Origin of the sequence: Pseudomonas triticifolii (genome assembly GCF_014358015.1) — a bacterium.
Taxonomy (GTDB): domain Bacteria; phylum Pseudomonadota; class Gammaproteobacteria; order Pseudomonadales; family Pseudomonadaceae; genus Aquipseudomonas; species Aquipseudomonas triticifolii.
In genome coordinates this window covers 129647-147320 of record NZ_JACONV010000003.1, presented here as the reverse complement: position 1 = coordinate 147320, position 17674 = coordinate 129647, and the positions used below count along the sequence as shown (strand labels likewise).

The window sequence follows — 17674 nt, the reverse complement described above, 5'->3', positions numbered from 1 at the left end:
CCGTCTGGGTGGGCTTGTTAGCTAAGAGCGGGGGCAGGGCGGGAAGTTCGTGGAGTTTTGAGGCCGGGTGCCATCGCGCAGCAGTCAGCGACTGAACCACTGTATTCGCGGACAAGTCCGCTCCCACAAAGACGATGAGTGCTATGCCCAGGCTATCAGGCGCAACTCAAAACCGTGGGAGCGGACTTGTCCGCGAAAGAGCCAGTCGATCCAACAAGAATTCAGCGACTGAACCGCTGTATTCGCGAACACGCTGGCTCCCACCAAGACGATGAGTGCTCTGCTCAAGCTATCAGGCGCAACTCAAAACCGTGGGAGCGGACTTGTCCGCGAAAGAGCTAGTCGATTCAATAAGAAATCAGCGACTGAACCACTGTATTCGAGGACAAGTCCGCTCCCACCAAGACGATGAGTGCTCTGCTCAGGCTATCAGGCGCAACTCAATATCGTGGGAGCGGACTTGTCCGCGAAAGAGCCAGTCGATTCAACAAGAATTCAGCGACTGAACCACTGTATTCGCGAGCACGTTGGCTCTCACGAAAATGCTGGGCGATAGCGCTACGTCCAAGGCGTGGTGGAATCTCCCTCGGTCCAGGAGTCAGGCCGAGGGAGTGACGGCTTTACTTCCCGGGCGTCAACGTCAGACGCTGCTTGCCATAACCCTTCTCATAGTTCGGCTGCTGCAGCGGCATGGACATGTATTGCGCCTTCAGCCAAGGGTCGATGCTGTTGGCGTAATACGGGCTGGCCGGGTTGCCGGACTGGCCAGTGCTGATCACACCCGTCATCGGCTCCACCAGGCTGAAGTCGACGATCATGCGCAGGCCTGGCGCCATGCGTGTATCGAAGCTTTTGCCCCACTCGTAGCCGGACATGTTGATCGTCGTGTGATCGCCCCCTGCCGGTGAAGCGCTGCGGTTGTACTCGACGCCGCCCATTTGCTTGACCAGCGGGTAGGTCTGCGCCCAGTTATCGCGATGCAGCTTGCCCCACTGCCAGGCCTTGTGATCACTGCCCAACAGGCTGTCGCCACTGGTGACGGCTGCGGCAAGGCTGCGCGCCAGAATGGCGGGCTTGTCTTCTTTCTGCGGGGTTTTGACGTCGTCCCAGTAAGGGCTGTCGTCGCGGCCCAGCAAGTGGTCGGCCTGAGGCGAGTAAGACGAGCCGGCATTGGCGACCAGCGCCTGCCAGGCAGGGCTGCTTTCCGGTCCCAGTTCATCCAGGAAAATCTGTTTCGCGCTTTCCTGCAGGAAGAGTTCGTACAGCGCAGCATCGGCCGAGGTGGCGCTCAGTTTGCCGTCGAAGGCCATCAAACGGGTGTAGGTCTCGCGGGCTTTATTGCGTTCGGCCTCGGGCATTGAGTCGATCACCTGCTTGAGCGGTTTGCTCATGCCCGGTGCTTCGAACATGGTTTTGAGCTTGCCCGCAAAGGTGGTGGTCTGGTCGTACTGCATGGCGATGGTGCTGCGCAAATCCTGCTTGGCGCCGTTGGCCAGTTCGGCAATACGCTCGGCGCGCTCCGGGTTGCCCCACGAGTTGGAGAGCTGCATGCCGTAGCCCTTCGGAATCGTGCGCTGGTTGGCCGTGGCGATCCAGCCCTGACGCGGGTCCTGATCATAGGGATGCAGCATCGAGTCGGCGAAACCGTCCCAGTCGTACTTGCCATCCCAGCCCGGCGACGGCAACAAGCCCTGGCCTTCACGACGATTCGGGAAGCGGCCCGTGACCTGCCAGCCGATGTTCGAGGCGTCAGCGAACACCATGTTCAGGGTGATCGCGCGAATCTCGCGGCTGGTGTCGAAGGCTTTTTCCACGTTAGGCGCACGGGACAGATCGAAGAACGCGTCCAGGGTCTTGTCGTCCTTAAAGCTTGGCGTTTGCAACGCCAGGCTCAGGCCATTGCCAGGCGGTGTGGCGCTGGCGTTGAGCAGCGCGCCGTGACGCGTGGTGTAAACCGTTTCGCGAATGGCCCGGTTGCCTTTGACCAGAAAGGTCTCGTCGTGAGCAGTGGCGGGCACCCATTTGCCGTCGGCCATGTACGACACCCGATTGCCTTCGCGTTTGATCTTCTCCAGGAACAGGTCCTGATTGTCGCCTTTGACGTTGCTCATGCTCCACGCCAGCTTGCCGTTGAAACCACTGAGCACCAATGGCAGACCCGCGATGGAGACACCCGACACTTGATATTTCGGTGCGCGGATCTGCACGAAGCTCCAGGCCGAGTTCAAGCCGCCGGGAAACTGCATGTCGGTGGCCAGCAGACTTTTGCCGCTGCGGCTGCGCTGTGGGGCGATGGCCCAGTTGCTCGACGCTGCCACGCCCAGCATGTTCAGGTCGGAAAGCTGCAGCGCGACCTTGTTCAGATCACTCAGGTCGTTGACCTGATTGTTGAGGTTCAGGCCTTTGAGCTTGTCGGCCTCGGCGAACGGAAGTTCTTCATCAGGGTAGGTCGGCAGCAGCCAGGCAAGTTTGTCGGCACCGACTTTCTGCGCCAGTACCAGCCCGGACAGTTCTTCTTGCAGGTTCACCGACTGGCTGAAGTTGAGCAGGCTGAAAATCAGCGCCGAGTCTTCGGGCTTCCAGTACTCAGGCTTGTAGCCGGAGTTGGCTACGTCGGCAGGCAGTTTGTCGCGGTAGCGGAACAGGTAGGCGTTCACGCCGCGTGCATAAACGTCGAAGAAACGCTTGAGACGGGGCGACGAGGCATTGTACAGATCACTGGCGTTTTGCTTGAGGTTGACCGAGCGCATCAGACGGTCGACTTCCAGCGCGTCGGGCCCCGCCATTTCCGACAGACGGCCCTGCGCCAACAGGCGCATGCCAAGCATTTGACTGATGCGATCCCCAGCATGCACGTAGCCCAGCGTAAACAAAGCGTCATGATAGGTACTGCTTTCAATCAGCGGCATGCCCATGCTGTTGCGCCGTACCGACACATTTTGCGCCAGGCCTTTGAGCGCTACGGTCCCGGAAGCGGGCAGTACCGTGTCGTTGTCACCACTGCCCAGTTGGCAACCCGCCAGGCTCAGGAAACTCACCGCAGCGGCGGCAACGCCAAATCGGGGCAGAAAATGAAGAAAGGCTGGCGAGGCCATGGGCAAGCTCCTGGAGGGGGTATGTACAAAAGCCGCTACGTTAGTGAGCAGTCACTCGGCACGCAAGCCGGCTGGGCGAGTTATTTCAGGATTTTACCAAGAACGGCGTGCCAGCCTCGCCGGTGGCACGCTTGCAAGGCGTCAAGGTCTGGAAGGGTTGACCCGCTCGGCCAGCGCATAGGCCCGTTTGGTTGCGTCACGATTGGCGATGCTGTCGAACCAGCGTTTGAGGTGCGGGAAGTCGTTCAGATCCTGCTGCTGATAGGTGTGCGACACAATCCAGGGGTAGATCGCCATGTCCGCAATGCTGTAGTCGCTGCCTGCGACGAAGTCGCGATCCGCCAGGCGTTTGTTAAGCACGCCATAGAGGCGGGCGGTTTCGTTGACGTAGCGCTCGATGGCGTAGGGGATTTTCTCCTTGGCGAAACGATTGAAGTGATGATTCTGCCCGGCCATTGGCCCCAGCCCGCCCATCTGCCAGAACAGCCACTGCGACACTTCCTGACGGCCGCGCAGGTCCGTGGGGATGAAGCGGCCCGTCTTTTCGGCCAGATACAGCAGGATGGCCCCCGATTCGAACAGGCTAAGGGGCGCGCCGTCATCCGCCGGGTGGTGATCGACGATTGCCGGGATGCGGTTGTTGGGGGAGATTTTCAGGAAGTCGGGCTCGAACTGCTCGTTCTTGCCGATGTTGACCGGAAACACTTTATACGCCAGGCCCGACTCTTCCAGAAACAGGCTGATTTTGTGACCGTTGGGCGTGGTCCAGTAGTACAGGTCGATCATTGAGCGCTCCTTGTGGGTGACCGTAGCCCTCTGTTTTACGCTTTTCGCAGCGCATCGCACAAATAAAAACGGCCTGCGAGGCAGGCCGTTGGCAGAAAACCCGGCGTGTCAGGCGCCGTGGCATTTCTTGAATTTCTTCTCGCTGCCGCATGGGCAAGGGTCGTTGCGGCCCACGTCTTTCAAGGTGTTGCGTACCGGCTCCTGGTGAGCGTGGCCGCAGTTGGGGCCATGAACGTGGCCGTGCTGGTGGTCGTGATGATCATGGTCATGATCGTGGTTGCAATCAGGGCCATGAACATGGGCTTGCTGGTTCATCGGGGTTACTCCGCAATTAAATCGACGCGCATTATCCCGCAAATGGTCGCGAAGCTGTATCGAAGTGTTTTTGCTGGAAATACAGCCATTTTTTAAGCATGCTTACATCGTTGCGGCATCAGGCGCACGCTTTTATTTCCTCAAGCGCTGTAAGGCAGGGCCTATGAACAGACACGAACGCATTGCTCGGGCCATCGCTTTAAGTGGCAGAAAGAAAGGTGAGATCGCCGCTGCGTGCGGTGTCGCCAACTCTGCCGTCACCCAGTGGGTCAGCGGTGAGAGCAAGAGCCTGCGCCCGGAAAATCTCTATGCGCTGGCCAGAGCCACGGGCTTTCGCGCTGAATGGCTGGCGATTGGCGAGGGGCCGGAACGCGATTCGCCTCATGACGCCAACGTCGCACTGATAGATCAACCCAGGATGTCCTTCCGCTACCCGGTGATCAGTTGGGTCTCGGCCGGCTCTTGGGAAGAGGCGGTTGAGCCGTACCCTGAAGGCTTTTCAGATCGCTACGAAATTTCTGATTACGACTCCAAGGGACCCGCGTTCTGGCTGGAAGTCAAAGGCGATTCGATGACGGCCCCCACTGGCGTCAGCGTACCTGAAGGCATGATGATTCTGGTGGACACCGAAGCCGATGTTCAGCCAGGCAAGCTGGTGATCGCCAAGCTGCCGGCCAGCAACGAGGCAACGTTCAAGAAGCTGGTGGAGGATGGCGGCGTCCGCTATCTCAAACCCTTGAACCCGGCGTACCGAATGATCGAATGTGGTGCCGACTGTCGCATCATTGGCGTGGCGGTTCGGATGACCGGCAGGCTCTGAACCGGCTATCGGCAAGGTCGCGGGCTTTTTGCGGTCAACACTGATTCGATACTTTTCCTACTTGTACCTTGCCGACATCCTACGGCTGGAATACTGTATATAAATACAGTTATGCCAAGGAGGTGGTCATGGCTAGCGATCTGTATTCCACGGCCAGCGTTGCGTCTTCCTATCAACAGATCGGAAGACGCATCCAGCGCATGGTCGCAGCGCCCAATGTGCAAAAGGTCCAGTTCGTCACCGTCACTCGTCTTGACGGCGAGCCGTCCGATATCTGGGACACGGTGCTTCAGGAAATCGAGGACACCGAAGGCATCCAGGTCGATCGTCTGGAAGACGGCTCGGTGTGCATAGGCTGGAAGCGCTATATCGACAGCTGATCCGCGGTGCAATGCGGTGGCCAGTCGACGCCTCTCATAAGACGATCCATCCCGCACTCAGCGCGGTCACGCCGCTCCCGGCACTCTGCGCCCGCTTCAGAATGAACGGCAATTTTCCAGATACTGCTGCTGTTGATGATATTAAGTTAAGTATGCTTGACTAATTAATTAAGCATGCTTAAATATTGTTTCAATACTGAAACGTGACGTGATGTGAATTCCATCATTTTTGATACGGAGTCAGGCTCATGGAGCTCTTGAACGGCTTGGTAGACAGAGCAGACTGGTTGCTGGCCGGGCTGGTTGGCGCAATCATTTCTGGTTGGTGGCACCAGGCGAGCCTGCTGAACTGGCGAGCCTGGACGGTGTTCCTGATCACAGGTGTGGCGTGCGCCGTGTTTCTGACCGGTATCGCCAGCAATTACCTGGGTGTTGATGAGCCTCGCAACATCGCCGGGGTCGGTTTTCTGCTGGGCTCATTTGGTGGTGCACTGATCGCGGCCATCAATCGCGCCTTGTGGGCGGCAGACATCTGGAAGTTTCTGATGGAACTGATCAAGGGCCGACTGGGCGGTTAGGCTGGACCGTCTCAGCGTCTATGGATCAGTTCCTCGGGTGCCACGTCACCCGAGCGGCCTATCCGGATGCTGTTCCTGAACACCAGACCCGTCTTGAGTTTGCCTTCAAGCCGATAGTGGATGGCCTCATCGGGCCGCTTCAACAATTGGGCGATGTACTTCGCGTGCCGCCATAGATTGGTGCTGATCGGCACTACAAAGATCCTGGTACTGTGGGCGTCGACGAAAAACCAGTCGTTGGACCGGTCGTCGGCCAGCACCATGTCGTTCAGGGTGATCTTGTACTGAAAAGCGCGCACCAGAATCCGCGAATCGTTAGGGTTGTCGATCTCGAAATGCAGCTTGAAGTCCTGCTGCGTCAGCCTGGCCTTGACGACCTGCACCTTCAGCAAATGCACTTCCGGGTCCTGGAAGCTGTCGAAACTCCACAGGGAGCATCCCGAGAGCCCCAGCATGATCAGCGCAAGGCTCAGTGTTCTTGTAATGTGCGCCTGAAAAAACATGTGGTTGCTCCGAATGAGGCTTGAGTTTAGCAACTCGCGGGCCAAGGGTAACCCGCTTGTCCCGTTCTCCGACGCTGCGTCATACTTTGTCCACGTGCAACCGGGTGTCTCTCATGAGTCAATATGAAATCGTCTTCGACGGCCAGTTGGTGGTCGGAGCCCAGCCTGAGAGGGTCAAGGCCAACCTGGGAAAGCTGTTCCAGGCAGACGCGACGCGCCTGAACCTGCTGTTCTCGGGACGACGGTTGGTGCTCAAAAACGGACTTGATGCGACCACCGCGGAAAAGTATCGGGCAACGCTCGAACGGGCAGGTGCGCACGTTGAAGTCGTGCCGATGGCCGTTATCGACTCACCGCCCGATGAAATGGACGTTGAGGAGGTCGAACTGGCCCGCCCGCCTGACGAACCGGCCTGGCTGCGCAAGACCCAGGTCAGCGCCGGTCGGCTGCAGGTCAAGCCACGTGATCTCTATATGGCCGCGTTCGTAGATGTCGACGCACCGGACTATTCCCTGGCCGAAGCGGGCAGCGACATCCTGCCTCCACAACCCCAGCCTGCGCCGCCCCTGCTGGACCTGTCCCGGCTGAGCGTTGCGCCGGTGGGCACGAACATCGGGCAAGCCAGGAGCACTGATAATGAAAAGGCGCCCGACACCTCCCATCTGAAGCTGGTGTAACCCGTTACCGGGTCTTTCAACGCGCAGACACAGCAGATTTCCTGAAACGGAATTATTTTCAATCAGCTCTGTCACTTTCCGGTTTTCGCTCGGCTAACTGGCATTGAGAATATTCCCGTCAGGAGTTGCCCGATGTCCCGTTCGCTAGACACCCTTTTGCGCCCCAGCATGTTGGCGGTGGCCATTGCCCTTTGCGCGCCGCTGGCCAGCCCCTTGCTGATGGCCGCGCAACAGGCTGCCGAGGTCACGCCTTACGACCTGCCTGCGGCACCGCTGACGACCACGCTGAACCGGATCGCCAGCCAGAGCGGGCTGGTGCTGAGCCTCGACCCTGCGCTGGCTGCCGGGAAATCCAGCGCGCCGGTCAAAGGGCAATTCGACGCAGCGGGAGCCTTGCGCGAAGCACTGCGCGGCAGTGGGCTGCAATTGGTGCAGAGCAGCGCCGGAACCTACACCCTGATGGCGATGGAAGAGGGCACGCTCAGCCTCTCGGACGTGAACATCAATGCGCTGGCCACGGCTGCCGAGGGTTCGGAAGCGGCGGGCTATCGCAGCGAAAACGTCAGCAGCGTCGGCGCGTTGGGCGGCATGAAACTGCAGGATGCGCCTTACTCGATCAGCGTGACCCCGCAGGCCTTGCTCAAGAACATTCAGGCGACATCGCTGGACGACGTCATCAAGCACAACCCCTTCACCCAGATGTATTCCCCCACCAGCGCCGGATACGCCAGCGCCGTCAATATTCGCGGCTTCAGCAGCGCGGGCAGCCTGAACATCGCCAACGATGGCCTGCGCTTCACCAACGGCGCAGACGGCAGCAACTACCTGGAAGAAATGGAGCAACTGGAAGTCATCACCGGTTTGACCGGCTTCCTCTACGGTCCTGCTTCACCGGGCGGTCTGGTCAACTACGTGATCAAGCGTCCGACCTACCAGCGCTATAACAGCGTGACGATGGGCAATGCGGGTGGCGAGAACTACTACCTGCACGGCGACTTCGGCGGTCCGATCGACAGCGAAGGCACCTTCGCTTATCGCCTCAACGTGCTGACTCAGGACGGCGAAACGGCTGTCGACCTGAACAAGCGTCGCCGCGAGATGATCTCCCTGGCGCTGGACTGGAACGTTTCCGATGACTTGCTGGTGCAGTTCGACGCGTCGCACAAGAAAACCCAGATTCGTGGCCTGACCAGCTACTGGTTCTTCGGCGACCAGTCGCTGCGCCCGAGCGCCGCGTCGCTGGACAACGACAAACTGTACAGCCAGAAGTGGTCGTTCTCGGATTACGAGTCGGACAAGGCGGGCGTACGGGCCAAATGGCGTCTGAACGACACCTTCACCCTGCGCGCCGCGTTCGCCGCTCAGCAGTACACCAGCGAAAATACGTACACAGGTCCTACGGTCTACAGCGCAGGATCCTACTCGCAGCCGCTCTACGCCTTTGCGCCGATTGAAACCGAAGAAAAAACCGGCTCGTTGTTCCTTGATGCGGCGTTCGAGACGGGCTTTCTCGGGCACAAGGTCACGATGGGCTATCAGGGCAACACGTCTCGTCAGAAACAGTACGAAGACCACATTCCTTACACCCCGAGCCAGCCCGGTCCGCAATACACCTCGCCCGTCGGCACGATTGGCTTCGACCAGACCCCGCAGGTCGGCAAGCCTGCGTACTCCATCGGCCATGGCAATCAGCGCCTGGCCAACAGCTCGGAAAGCAATAATTTCCTGATCGGCGACGTGATCACGTTCAACGAGCAGTGGTCGGCGATCCTGGGGGTGACCAACACCCAGATCAAGACCTACGCCAACGAGTTCGTCTACGCCAGGGCCTTTGGTTCGGCGGAAACCGAAACCCGGTACAACGAAAGCAAGACCTCGCCGAACATCTCGCTGGTCTACAAGCCTGTGCCGTGGCTGACCACCTACGCGACGTACATCGAAGGGCTGCAATCAGGCGGTATCGCACCAAGCGGCACCGCCAACGCGGGTCAGGCCTTCGCGCCGGAAGTGAGCGAGCAGTACGAGATTGGTGCCAAGGCAACGCTGGGGGAAACGCTGTTGACTCTGGCACTGTTCAACATCGAGAAGCCCAATGGCTACACCACCGGCTCGAACATCTACGTCGTCGATGGCCGTCAGGAGAACAATGGCCTGGAGTTCAGCGTGACCGGCAAGGTCATCCCGGAACTGACGCTGGTCGGTGGCTTCACGCTGCTGGACCCGAAGATCAAGAAGACCGGCGTCGCAGCCGATGAAGGCAACGCGCCGACTAACGTCGCCAAACAACTGGCCAAGGTCTACGCCGAATACGACATCAATCAGGTGCCGGGGCTGGCGATGACGGGGGGCGCGTTCTACACCGGCAAACAGTACACCGACCAGAGCAACGACAACGACCTGCCATCCTTCACCACCTTCGATGCGGGTGCCCGCTACCGCCTGCGTGTTTCAGAGAACGACCTGACCTTGCGGGTCAACGTCAGCAACCTGGCCAACAAGGAATACTGGCTGAACAGCAGCTACCTGGGCGACCCACGGACCTTAGCGTTCTCGGCGCAACTGGAGTTTTGAGGGGGGCACGGGTGAGCCTGTGTCTTGAGAGGTCTGCGATCAGGGCTGTGTGTGCAAGCCCGTTTCCACGCTCTGGGCTCATCGTTGTATGCACGTCTGGAAGATGCGCAAAACGGGGCCAAAGCTAAAGTGTCTGACTGAACTCATACCCCGTGGGAGGCGGCTTGCCGGCGATGGCGTCCATTCAGTCACTTATGTATCGCTTCGGAAAAAGCATCGCCGGCAAGCCGCCTCCCACCGTCCATTGGTTGCCGCGAGACTTGGGTGTAGCGACGAGCGCACGTCTGGAAAATGCGCAAAACGGAGCCAAAACCAGAGTGTCTGACTGAACGCATACCCTGTGGGAGGCGGCTTGCCGGCGATGGCGTCCGTTCAGTCATTTATGTGTCGCGTCGGAAAAAGCATCGCCGGCAAGCCGCCTCCCACCGTCCGTTGGTTGCCGCGAGACTTGGGTGTAGCGACGAGCGCGTCGCGTGTTGATGCAGTCTGTGACACACAGGTCCAGAAAAGGCGCAAAAAAGGGGGCAAAGCTAAAGCGTCTGACTGAATGCACAGCCTGTGGGAGGCGGCTTGCCGGCGATGGCGTCCGTTCAGTCACTTATGTGTCGCTTCAGAAACAGCATCGCCGGCAAGCCGCCTCTCACAAGATCGCACTTCCTTTCGTAGATATCGTTTTGGCCCCGTCTCGTGCTTCTGTCGGGCTCAACTAACCGACATACGCCGAACAGCACTTCTTGAATTTCTGCTCGCTGCCGCAAGGGCACGCGTCGTTGCGTCCGGCCTTGAGCGGTACGGTGGAGTCGATGAAGTACCAGCGCTCCTGATTCTGCACGAACGAGGAACGCTCCTTGTGGCTATGCTCGCCGTTGCCGTCGTGCCAGCGTGCAGTGAAGGTCACGAACGCGTGTTCGGGTTTGCCGCCGAACACCTCGGCGCTTTCCACTTCAAGCCCCAGCCAGGTGCTTTGTGCACTCCATTGAGCAATGGCTTTCTGGTCCAGCCCGCCCTGCTGCGCAGGCAAGGTGGTGTGCACCAGGTAATCGGTCAGCCCCAGTACATAGGCGCTGTAACGCGAGCGCATCAGCTTTTCCGCGCACGGCGCAGGCTGGCCCGCGTGGTAACCCCCGCAGCAGGCGAGCAACAGGTCGCCGCTGCCACAAGGGCAAATGGCACTACTCATGATTCACCACCAATACTTTCCAAAATTTTCCGGGTTGGCCCAAAACTTCGCGTTCAGCCAGTCAGGCACTTGTTTGTATTCGCGCAGGTCGTAGGTGAACAGTGTCAGGACCTGCTCGTCGCGTGTGAACCGTTCGCTGGCCTGCAAGGCCAGCGAAAAGAAGTCGGTTTCCTGCCAGCCACAGGCTTTCAGGTCGGCCAGTACGGCGATGCGGCTGGCGTTGAGGTTGCGGATGCCGCCCAGCAGTTCCAGCCCGCTGCGCTTGGGCATGTGTTCAAGGCAATCGACCACCAATGCCAGGTCAAACCGCTGCGCCGCCAGGTGCGCAGGCAACAGGCCGGGCTCGGCTTGCGCCACTTCGGTCTGCGGGTGCGCTTCCTGGAAGGCCTGTAAGGCAGGAAACGCCTGCGCCCCGATCAGCAGCAGCCGTGCTGGCGCGTAGCGGTCGAGCAGGGCAGCCAGCGCTTGTTGGGGCGTGCGGGTGGAAAAACCGACAGTCATCGAAAGTCCTCTGAGTGACTGACAAGACTAGCCTGCCAGACGAGTGCTGAAAAGCGTGGTCCCGGTTGCGTGAAAAGCGCCAGGGGTGACAAATGTCCGGTGCCTTCGAGCCTGTTTCGAGCTATATCTACCGATGGTGCATGTTTTTTCACACACCGCTGGCATATTCGGTGGGCAGCACGTCTACTGTGCGGCGACGAAAAGCGTGCGAAGAATTCGCTTTCGTAAAAGGATCATGACCAGGGGGCATGCGATGAAGTGGGTTTGGGGATTGGGAAAGGTGCTGATGCTGGGTTTCTGGCTGGTGGTGCTGGTCAATGCGGTCGTTGAAGCACCGAGCCCGTTCGGCGTGATGATTGATATGGCGGGCAGCCTGTTGCTGCTGACTCATCTGCTGGAATTGATTCTGTTCAACGCCAGCCTGCGAGGTCGCAAGCACCCATGGCGTGACAGAGGCAAAATCGTTCTGTTCGGCATCTTTCATGTCCAATCCATCGGCCGTTCGGCTTCGGGGCACTCTCATGCGTAATCTCGTTTTACTGGCCGCTCTGTTCAGTCCACTGGCAATGGCCCAAGCCATCATCGTCGCGCCACACTCCCTGATGCGTCTCCCCGGCAACAGCAGCGTTCTGCAGGTCGAGCGCCTCGAAGTGGCCGATTACGGCACCCTCCTGATTCCGGCTGGCATTGATGACGTGAAGATCGGCCAGTTGGTGCTCGGTCACGAAGCGCGTATCGCCATTGTCCCCGGCGTGCAGACCTTCAAGCTGGTCGTTGATCGCGGCGAGTTCGGTACGGGCAGTCAGATCACGGCACGCGGCGCACCCGGCACGTTCGAAAAGCCCGCTCTGCCAGGCCGTAACCTGACCCTGCGCGTGAATAATCTGAGCGCCGAGCAACTGTCGATCGATGCGCGCGGCGGCGCAGGTGGTCCGGGGTATGTCGGTCTTGATGGCGGCACGGGCGAAGAGCCTGGCTGCACCTGGGGTCAGGCCGGGCGTGGTTACAACGGTGACAATGGCGGCAATGGTCATGACGGCGCAGCCGGCGCGCAGGTTCGCCTCGAGTTGCCGTACAGCTATGCGGCCGAGCGGATCAAGGTCAATGTCGAGGGTGGTGCGCCGGGCAAAGGCGGCGAGGGCGGCAAGGCGGGCAAGGGTGGCGCGTCCAAGGGCTGTATCGTGTATCGCGCCGATGGCGGCAAGTCAGGAAAATCGGGTGAGCCCGGCCAGCCAGGTGTCGCAGGACCTGCAGGTGCGCTGATCCTGCAACGCTTGTAAACAGCGCCTGGCAGGCTGCGGGCTTGAGCAGCCCGCAGCGCTGTCAGCGTTCAGCTTTTATTGCGGCACGCCGTTTTCCCAGTTCTTCCAGTCCTTGACGATCGCCTGCACCAGCGGATTGCCGGTGCGGTACAGGTTTTCCAGCGCGGGTACGAATGCGCCCTGATCGGCATACTTCAGCAGGTTGTCCACTTCGCTGTAGCCCGGATAGGGGCGGTCGAAGTCCGAGCCTGCGCGGACCACGGCGAGGCGATTGACGTCAACCTTACCCGCCTTGCTCGCCCGCAACAGTGCCTCGTACGTCGAGTTATCTTCCTGCTGGGTCGTGCAGTACACACCCTTGTTGTCCGTCAGCAGGCGCGTCCAGACTTCCGCTCGCTCGCTCAAACGCGTGCCCGAGAACCACGTATTGCCCGCCAGCGTGTCGCACCGCGTGACCTGTGGCGGCTGGTTGGCGGGGGCGTAGGGATATTTCACCCGCCACGCCGCAGATTCCTTGCTCTCGCTAAGCGTAACGTTCTGCGACAGCGCGAAGGCCTTGGCCTGCAGTGTTGGGTTGAGCTCGAAGACTTCGGTCTTGTAGTCCAGTGGCGGCTTTTCGTTCGGGCCTTTGGTGTTGATGCCCAGATAGCCGGTCGGCCAGTCCTTGGGCACATCGCGTGAATCGATTTCCCATTGAGTACCGAACTCCACCAGATAGTGGGCCCAGGCCGTGGTGCCGAGCGTGCCGTGATGCGGATTGATCCCAGCGATCCCGGCGACGATGAAGTAGGTCTTGCGCAGATCGAACTGCGGCGACAGGGCCAGCGCCAGTGTGGAGGCCGCGGCGTTGGTCTGGCCCATGCCCGTGACCATCAGGCAGGTGTCCTGATCGTTGCAGCGGATGGTCGGGTATTCGGCGGCAAGACCCGGCACCTCGATCTCTTTGGTCAGGTGCAGGCGGTCGATCCAGTTCTGCGCCTCGGGGGCGAACATGGCGATCAGCATGACCTTGGGCGTGACCGGTGCGTCGGAGGCCCAGATGCCGGGGCTGAGCAGTGCAAGCGAGGCGCAGAGGGCGTTACGAGTAATGCTGTTCATGAGAACTCCTGTCGTCAAAATCATGGTCAGAACTGATAGCCGACACCGGCGTAGTAACCCCAGCCGTCCGAGCGGGCGCGGAAGTTGCCTTCGCCAAAATTCAGCTCGCTGCCGTCCTGCCAGTTGCCGCCGTTATGGAAATAACGACCGACCAGGGTGAAGCGCAGATGGGTGAAGGCGTACAGCAATACGTTGGTGGCCACCGTCGAGTTGGCGGTACGTGCCGGATCGTCCTTGAGGTCCGAGCCGAAATCGAAGTTGGTGAAGCCGATGTAGGTCAGGGATGCGCCGTTGTCGAATTTGGTTATCGGCACGATGTACTTGAGTTGGGCGCGATAGCCGTCCCACGAGTATTCATTGCTGGCACCATAGTTTTCCCACTGATAGCGGCCATAGAAGTTGGCTGACAGATTGACCCGCGACCGGGTGTCGATGTCGGTGCCGATACCGCTGTACAGCGTGTTGGCGCGGTTGGCCGAGTTGCTGCCGTGGTCGTAGATCCAGTCGAACGCCACGTACCACTCTTTGAACGGCCCCACGGCCAGGCTGCGACCTGCCAGATAATCGATTGAAATGCGCGGCTCATGCTCCATGAACACGGGCGAGCCATGGTCCCAGACGCCCTTGTCGTTGCGGTTGCCGATGTCGAGGATCTTCGGCACATCGATGTAGCCGTACAGCTCGAACGGGCCTTTGCGGCCGAAGTACTCATATTCCAGATACACGTCATCGACCGGTTGCGGACCGAAGCTGATGTCCTTGCTGCCTATAAGTGTGAGGTCTTGATTGAACCAGTCCGACAGGTACGCGCCTTTGCCTTCCTTGGGCGAGGCGGGCGGGCTGAGGGCCTCACCCTGTGCGGAGTCTTCGGCGGGTCTGTTCTGCGCCTGCACGGCTGTGCACGGCAGTGCGACGGCGGCGGCTAATAAGAGAGGGATCAGATATCTGGGCGGGGCGATGAACTGCGTAGAGGACTGCATCGGTGTTGAAACTCCTTTTAATGGCACGCGCGGCGTGATCCGCAAACGATTGCACAGGACGTGCCAAAGGAATTCAAGCTACTGAAAGTAAAGAATATTCATTAAATAAAGTGACCGATCGGGCAGGATTTTGCCCGTCTGCTGTGCGCGGTGTCACGCATGGTGCCCCGTGATGTTTCGTTTCGCACAGCAGGCGTGCCCGGTCGATCAGAAGCCTGGACGTGCAGCAGCGATCACCACCACTGCCAGCCCGATGATCAGGTTGACGCCAACCAGTCGTCGGATTCTACCCAGCGCTGCTGCGCCTTCAGCCCACTGTTCGGCGTCCACCGCACGGCGCAGTTCCGGCAGTTGCAATGAATGGATACGAAGAAACAGCGCGACCATGACCACGTAGAGCCCCATCATGATCTGCACATAGCGCGGGGCGGTTTCGAAACCGGTGAAGCTCAATTGAATCATGCCGATACCCGTGACCGGCAGCACGATCACCGCGGCCCAGACCCAGACGAAGAACCTCGGAAACACCTGGACCCACACTTTCAAGCGAGACGGTCCTTCAAGTGCTGCAATGATTGCCGGGCGCAACACCATCCAGGCGAAGAACATACCGCCGACCCAGACCAGAGCAGCCAGCAGATGCAACGTATATACAGGGGAAAATGCGCTCATCAGGTACTCCGTTCTGCGCGGATGGATTTAGCGCGCTATGATAGCGCCCACTCAGAACCACTGAAAATTTATCCAGCCTTTTTTGCCGTGCCCCCGAACCGAAGCCAATGATCAGTACCGAACTCAAATCCCAGATCCAGGGCGCTTACTCGCGTTTCCTCGAAGCCAAGAGCCTCAAGCCACGGTATGGCCAGCGATTGATGATCGCTGAAGTCGCCAAGGTGCTGGGGGACATCGATACCGATGAAGAAGGGCGGCGCTCGGGCGATCCGGCCGTGGTCGCCGTTGAAGCTGGCACCGGTACGGGAAAGACCGTGGCGTACGCCATCGCGTCGATTCCGACCGCCAAGGCGGCTGGCAAGCGTCTGGTGATCGCTACGGCCACCGTCGCGCTGCAGGAGCAGATCGTCTACAAGGACCTGCCGGACCTGATGCGCAACAGCGGCCTGAGTTTCACCTTTGCCCTGGCCAAGGGGCGTGGCCGTTACATGTGCCTGTCCAAGCTCGACATGCTGCTGCAGGAAAGCGATGCCACCAACGCGACCGCGCAACTGTTCGAGGAAGAAGGCTTCAAGATCGAAGTCGACGAAGCCAGCCAGAAGCTGTTCACCAGCATGCTGCAGAAACTGGCCGGCAACAAATGGGACGGCGACCGCGACAGCTGGCCCCAGGAACTGGCCGATCAGGACTGGGCGCGCCTCACCACCGATCACAGCCAGTGCACCAACCGGCATTGCCCCAACTTCCAGCAATGCGCCTTCTATAAGGCACGTGAAGGCATGGGCAAGGTCGATGTGATCGTCACCAACCACGACATGGTGCTGGCCGACCTTGCACTGGGTGGCGGTGCCGTGCTGCCGGACCCGCGTGACACGCTCTATGTGTTCGACGAAGGCCATCACCTGCCGGACAAGGCCATCGGCCACTTCGCGCATTACACCCGTCTGCGCTCCACAGCCGACTGGCTGGAGCAGACCGCCAAGAACCTCGCCAAACTGCTCGCCCAACATCCTCTGCCTGGCGATCTGGGCAAGCTGATAGAGCAAGTGCCGGAGCTGGCGCGCGAGATCAAGGGGCATCAGCAGTTCATGTTCGGTGCCTGCGAGCAACTGGCCGATTTTCGCGCGGGTGAAGACATGCAGGGCCGTGAACGCCCGCGTCATCGCTTCGTCGGCGGCGTCATTCCCGAGCACATCCGCGAGATGGGCATCGAACTCAAGAAAGGTTTCGCGCGCCTGGACGACCTGTTCACGCGCCTGACCGATCTGCTCAAGGAAGGCATGGACGGCGAGGTCAACATCGGCATCGCCAGCCATCAGGCCGAAGAATGGTATCCGCTGTTCGGCAGCCTGCTGGCCCGTGCTCATGGCAACTGGGAGCTGTGGACCGCCTTCACCGCCGAAGACCCGGAAGACAGCCCTCCGATGGCCCGCTGGCTGACGTTGGCCGACAGCGGTGCGCTGTTCGACATCGAGGTCAACGCCAGCCCGATCCTGGCGGCCGAGATGCTGCGGCGCAACCTGTGGAACGTCGCCTATGGCGCGCTGGTCACGTCGGCAACCTTGACTGCACTGGGCAAGTTCGACCGTTATCGCATGCGTGCCGGCCTGCCGAAGGGCGCCGTCACGGCAGTCGTGCCCAGCCCGTTCCATCACGCCGATGCCGGTGTGTTACGTGTGCCGGACCTCAAGGCCGACCCGCGTGACGCAGTCGCTCATACGGCGGCGATCATTCGTGACCTGCCAGGCCTGGTCGAAGGCTCGCGCGGCACGCTGGTGTTGTTCTCCTCGCGCAAACAGATGCAGGACGTGTTCGACGGGCTGGACCGCGACTGGCGCAAACAAGTCTTCATTCAGGGCAACCTGTCCAAGCAGGAAACCCTGAACAAGCACAAGGCGCGCGTCGACAGCGGCGAGTCCAGCGTGCTGTTCGGGCTGGCCAGCTTCGCTGAAGGGGTGGATTTGCCCGGGGCTTATTGCGAGCACGTGGTGATCGCCAAGATTCCGTTCGCGGTGCCGGACGATCCCGTCGAGGCGGCATTGGCCGAATGGATCGAGGCTCGCGGTGGCAACCCGTTCATGGAAATCGCGGTACCGGATGCTTCCCTTCGTCTGGTTCAGGCCTGCGGCCGTCTGCTTCGCACGGAGGAAGACCGAGGCACCATCACGCTGCTGGATCGCCGTGTGGTGACCCAGCGTTATGGCAAGGCGATTCTCAACGCGCTGCCACCGTTTCATCGAGAGATTTCCTGAACAC

Annotated in this window: 17 protein-coding genes; 8 read left to right on the top strand and 9 right to left on the bottom strand. The window is 60.0% G+C overall.

What is annotated here, in order from left to right:
- Positions 1-620 precede the first annotated feature (620 nt).
- The 3 genes from H8S56_RS08020 to H8S56_RS08010 all read right to left on the bottom strand — a co-directional run bounded on the left by H8S56_RS08020 (position 621) and on the right by H8S56_RS08010 (position 4196).
- Positions 621-3095: a penicillin acylase family protein gene (locus H8S56_RS08020; RefSeq protein WP_187518337.1), complete on the bottom strand. Its 2475-nt coding sequence runs from the start codon at positions 3093-3095 to the stop codon at positions 621-623.
- Positions 3096-3236: 141 nt separating this feature from the next.
- Positions 3237-3881, bottom strand: a complete 645-nt coding sequence (locus H8S56_RS08015) for a glutathione binding-like protein (protein WP_187518336.1) — start codon at positions 3879-3881, stop codon at positions 3237-3239.
- 108 nt (positions 3882-3989) lie between these two features.
- Entirely contained in the window at positions 3990-4196 is a 207-nt protein-coding gene (locus H8S56_RS08010; protein WP_032610343.1) for an SEC-C metal-binding domain-containing protein, read from the bottom strand.
- A gap of 163 nt (positions 4197-4359) precedes the next feature.
- Here H8S56_RS08010 and H8S56_RS08005 point away from each other — a divergent pair, with 163 nt between their 5' ends.
- The 3 genes from H8S56_RS08005 (at position 4360) to H8S56_RS07995 (ending at position 5974) form a co-directional block, all read left to right on the top strand.
- A complete protein-coding gene (locus tag H8S56_RS08005; protein ID WP_187518335.1) occupies positions 4360-5016 on the top strand; it encodes a LexA family protein in 657 nt (218 codons plus the stop codon).
- A gap of 128 nt (positions 5017-5144) precedes the next feature.
- Complete coding sequence (locus tag H8S56_RS08000; protein WP_024688262.1) at positions 5145-5396, top strand: DUF1654 domain-containing protein; 252 nt, start codon at positions 5145-5147, stop codon at positions 5394-5396.
- 248 nt (positions 5397-5644) lie between these two features.
- On the top strand, positions 5645-5974 hold the full coding sequence (locus H8S56_RS07995; RefSeq protein WP_024688261.1) for a hypothetical protein: 330 nt from the start codon (positions 5645-5647) through the stop codon (positions 5972-5974).
- Between the two features lie 11 nt (positions 5975-5985).
- Here H8S56_RS07995 and H8S56_RS07990 read toward each other — a convergent pair whose 3' ends face one another.
- Entirely contained in the window at positions 5986-6477 is a 492-nt protein-coding gene (locus H8S56_RS07990) for an LEA type 2 family protein (protein ID WP_187518334.1), read from the bottom strand.
- A 113-nt stretch (positions 6478-6590) separates the two neighbouring features.
- Here H8S56_RS07990 and H8S56_RS07985 point away from each other — a divergent pair, with 113 nt between their 5' ends.
- A complete protein-coding gene (locus H8S56_RS07985) occupies positions 6591-7154 on the top strand; it encodes a hypothetical protein (RefSeq protein ID WP_187518333.1) in 564 nt (187 codons plus the stop codon).
- 132 nt (positions 7155-7286) lie between these two features.
- Positions 7287-9725, top strand: a complete 2439-nt coding sequence (locus tag H8S56_RS07980) for a TonB-dependent receptor (protein ID WP_187518332.1) — start codon at positions 7287-7289, stop codon at positions 9723-9725.
- Positions 9726-10431: 706 nt separating this feature from the next.
- Here the strand turns inward: H8S56_RS07980 and H8S56_RS07975 are convergent.
- Positions 10432-10905 (bottom strand): YchJ family protein, encoded by a 474-nt coding sequence (locus H8S56_RS07975; protein ID WP_187518331.1) that lies wholly within the window; start codon positions 10903-10905, stop codon positions 10432-10434.
- Positions 10906-10908: 3 nt separating this feature from the next.
- Positions 10909-11406, bottom strand: coding sequence for a DUF6231 family protein (locus H8S56_RS07970; RefSeq protein WP_024684728.1), 498 nt, complete (start codon positions 11404-11406; stop codon positions 10909-10911).
- Between the two features lie 253 nt (positions 11407-11659).
- Here H8S56_RS07970 and H8S56_RS07965 point away from each other — a divergent pair, with 253 nt between their 5' ends.
- Both H8S56_RS07965 and H8S56_RS07960 read left to right on the top strand, forming a co-directional pair.
- Positions 11660-11935, top strand: a complete 276-nt coding sequence (locus H8S56_RS07965; RefSeq protein WP_024684729.1) for a DUF1145 domain-containing protein — start codon at positions 11660-11662, stop codon at positions 11933-11935.
- Positions 11928-12686, top strand: coding sequence for a collagen-like protein (locus H8S56_RS07960; protein ID WP_187518330.1), 759 nt, complete (start codon positions 11928-11930; stop codon positions 12684-12686). The genes H8S56_RS07965 and H8S56_RS07960 overlap by 8 nt, the downstream gene beginning before the upstream one ends.
- A 57-nt stretch (positions 12687-12743) precedes the next feature.
- On the opposite strand, the gene H8S56_RS07955 is transcribed toward H8S56_RS07960, so the two are convergent.
- From H8S56_RS07955 to H8S56_RS07945, 3 genes are all read right to left on the bottom strand, one after another.
- Positions 12744-13766, bottom strand: coding sequence for a purine-nucleoside phosphorylase (locus H8S56_RS07955; protein WP_187518329.1), 1023 nt, complete (start codon positions 13764-13766; stop codon positions 12744-12746).
- A gap of 26 nt (positions 13767-13792) precedes the next feature.
- Positions 13793-14746 (bottom strand): nucleoside-specific channel-forming protein Tsx, encoded by a 954-nt coding sequence (locus tag H8S56_RS07950; protein ID WP_187518328.1) that lies wholly within the window; start codon positions 14744-14746, stop codon positions 13793-13795.
- A 207-nt stretch (positions 14747-14953) separates the two neighbouring features.
- Entirely contained in the window at positions 14954-15418 is a 465-nt protein-coding gene (locus tag H8S56_RS07945; protein ID WP_024684733.1) for a CopD family protein, read from the bottom strand.
- A 107-nt stretch (positions 15419-15525) separates the two neighbouring features.
- On the opposite strand from H8S56_RS07945, the gene dinG reads away from it, so the two are divergent.
- Complete coding sequence (gene dinG, locus H8S56_RS07940; protein WP_187518327.1) at positions 15526-17670, top strand: ATP-dependent DNA helicase DinG; 2145 nt, start codon at positions 15526-15528, stop codon at positions 17668-17670.
- Positions 17671-17674 lie beyond the last annotated feature (4 nt).

Bases quoted from the DNA above. Each gene is read 5' to 3' on its own strand.
- H8S56_RS07970 (WP_024684728.1), bottom strand. From the start codon at position 11,406: ATGACTGTCGGTTTTTCCACCCGCACGCCCCAACAAGCGCTGGCTGCC.
- H8S56_RS07990 (WP_187518334.1), bottom strand. From the start codon at position 6,477: ATGTTTTTTCAGGCGCACATTACAAGAACACTGAGCCTTGCGCTGATC.
- H8S56_RS07950 (WP_187518328.1), bottom strand. From the start codon at position 14,746: ATGCAGTCCTCTACGCAGTTCATCGCCCCGCCCAGATATCTGATCCCT.
- H8S56_RS07960 (WP_187518330.1), top strand. From the start codon at position 11,928: ATGCGTAATCTCGTTTTACTGGCCGCTCTGTTCAGTCCACTGGCAATG.
- H8S56_RS07985 (WP_187518333.1), top strand. From the start codon at position 6,591: ATGAGTCAATATGAAATCGTCTTCGACGGCCAGTTGGTGGTCGGAGCC.
- H8S56_RS07965 (WP_024684729.1), top strand. From the start codon at position 11,660: ATGAAGTGGGTTTGGGGATTGGGAAAGGTGCTGATGCTGGGTTTCTGG.
- H8S56_RS08010 (WP_032610343.1), bottom strand. From the start codon at position 4,196: ATGAACCAGCAAGCCCATGTTCATGGCCCTGATTGCAACCACGATCAT.
- H8S56_RS08000 (WP_024688262.1), top strand. From the start codon at position 5,145: ATGGCTAGCGATCTGTATTCCACGGCCAGCGTTGCGTCTTCCTATCAA.
- H8S56_RS08015 (WP_187518336.1), bottom strand. From the start codon at position 3,881: ATGATCGACCTGTACTACTGGACCACGCCCAACGGTCACAAAATCAGC.
- H8S56_RS07995 (WP_024688261.1), top strand. From the start codon at position 5,645: ATGGAGCTCTTGAACGGCTTGGTAGACAGAGCAGACTGGTTGCTGGCC.
- H8S56_RS08005 (WP_187518335.1), top strand. From the start codon at position 4,360: ATGAACAGACACGAACGCATTGCTCGGGCCATCGCTTTAAGTGGCAGA.
- H8S56_RS07945 (WP_024684733.1), bottom strand. From the start codon at position 15,418: ATGAGCGCATTTTCCCCTGTATATACGTTGCATCTGCTGGCTGCTCTG.
- H8S56_RS07975 (WP_187518331.1), bottom strand. From the start codon at position 10,905: ATGAGTAGTGCCATTTGCCCTTGTGGCAGCGGCGACCTGTTGCTCGCC.
- H8S56_RS07980 (WP_187518332.1), top strand. From the start codon at position 7,287: ATGTCCCGTTCGCTAGACACCCTTTTGCGCCCCAGCATGTTGGCGGTG.
- H8S56_RS07955 (WP_187518329.1), bottom strand. From the start codon at position 13,766: ATGAACAGCATTACTCGTAACGCCCTCTGCGCCTCGCTTGCACTGCTC.
- dinG (WP_187518327.1), top strand. From the start codon at position 15,526: ATGATCAGTACCGAACTCAAATCCCAGATCCAGGGCGCTTACTCGCGT.
- H8S56_RS08020 (WP_187518337.1), bottom strand. From the start codon at position 3,095: ATGGCCTCGCCAGCCTTTCTTCATTTTCTGCCCCGATTTGGCGTTGCC.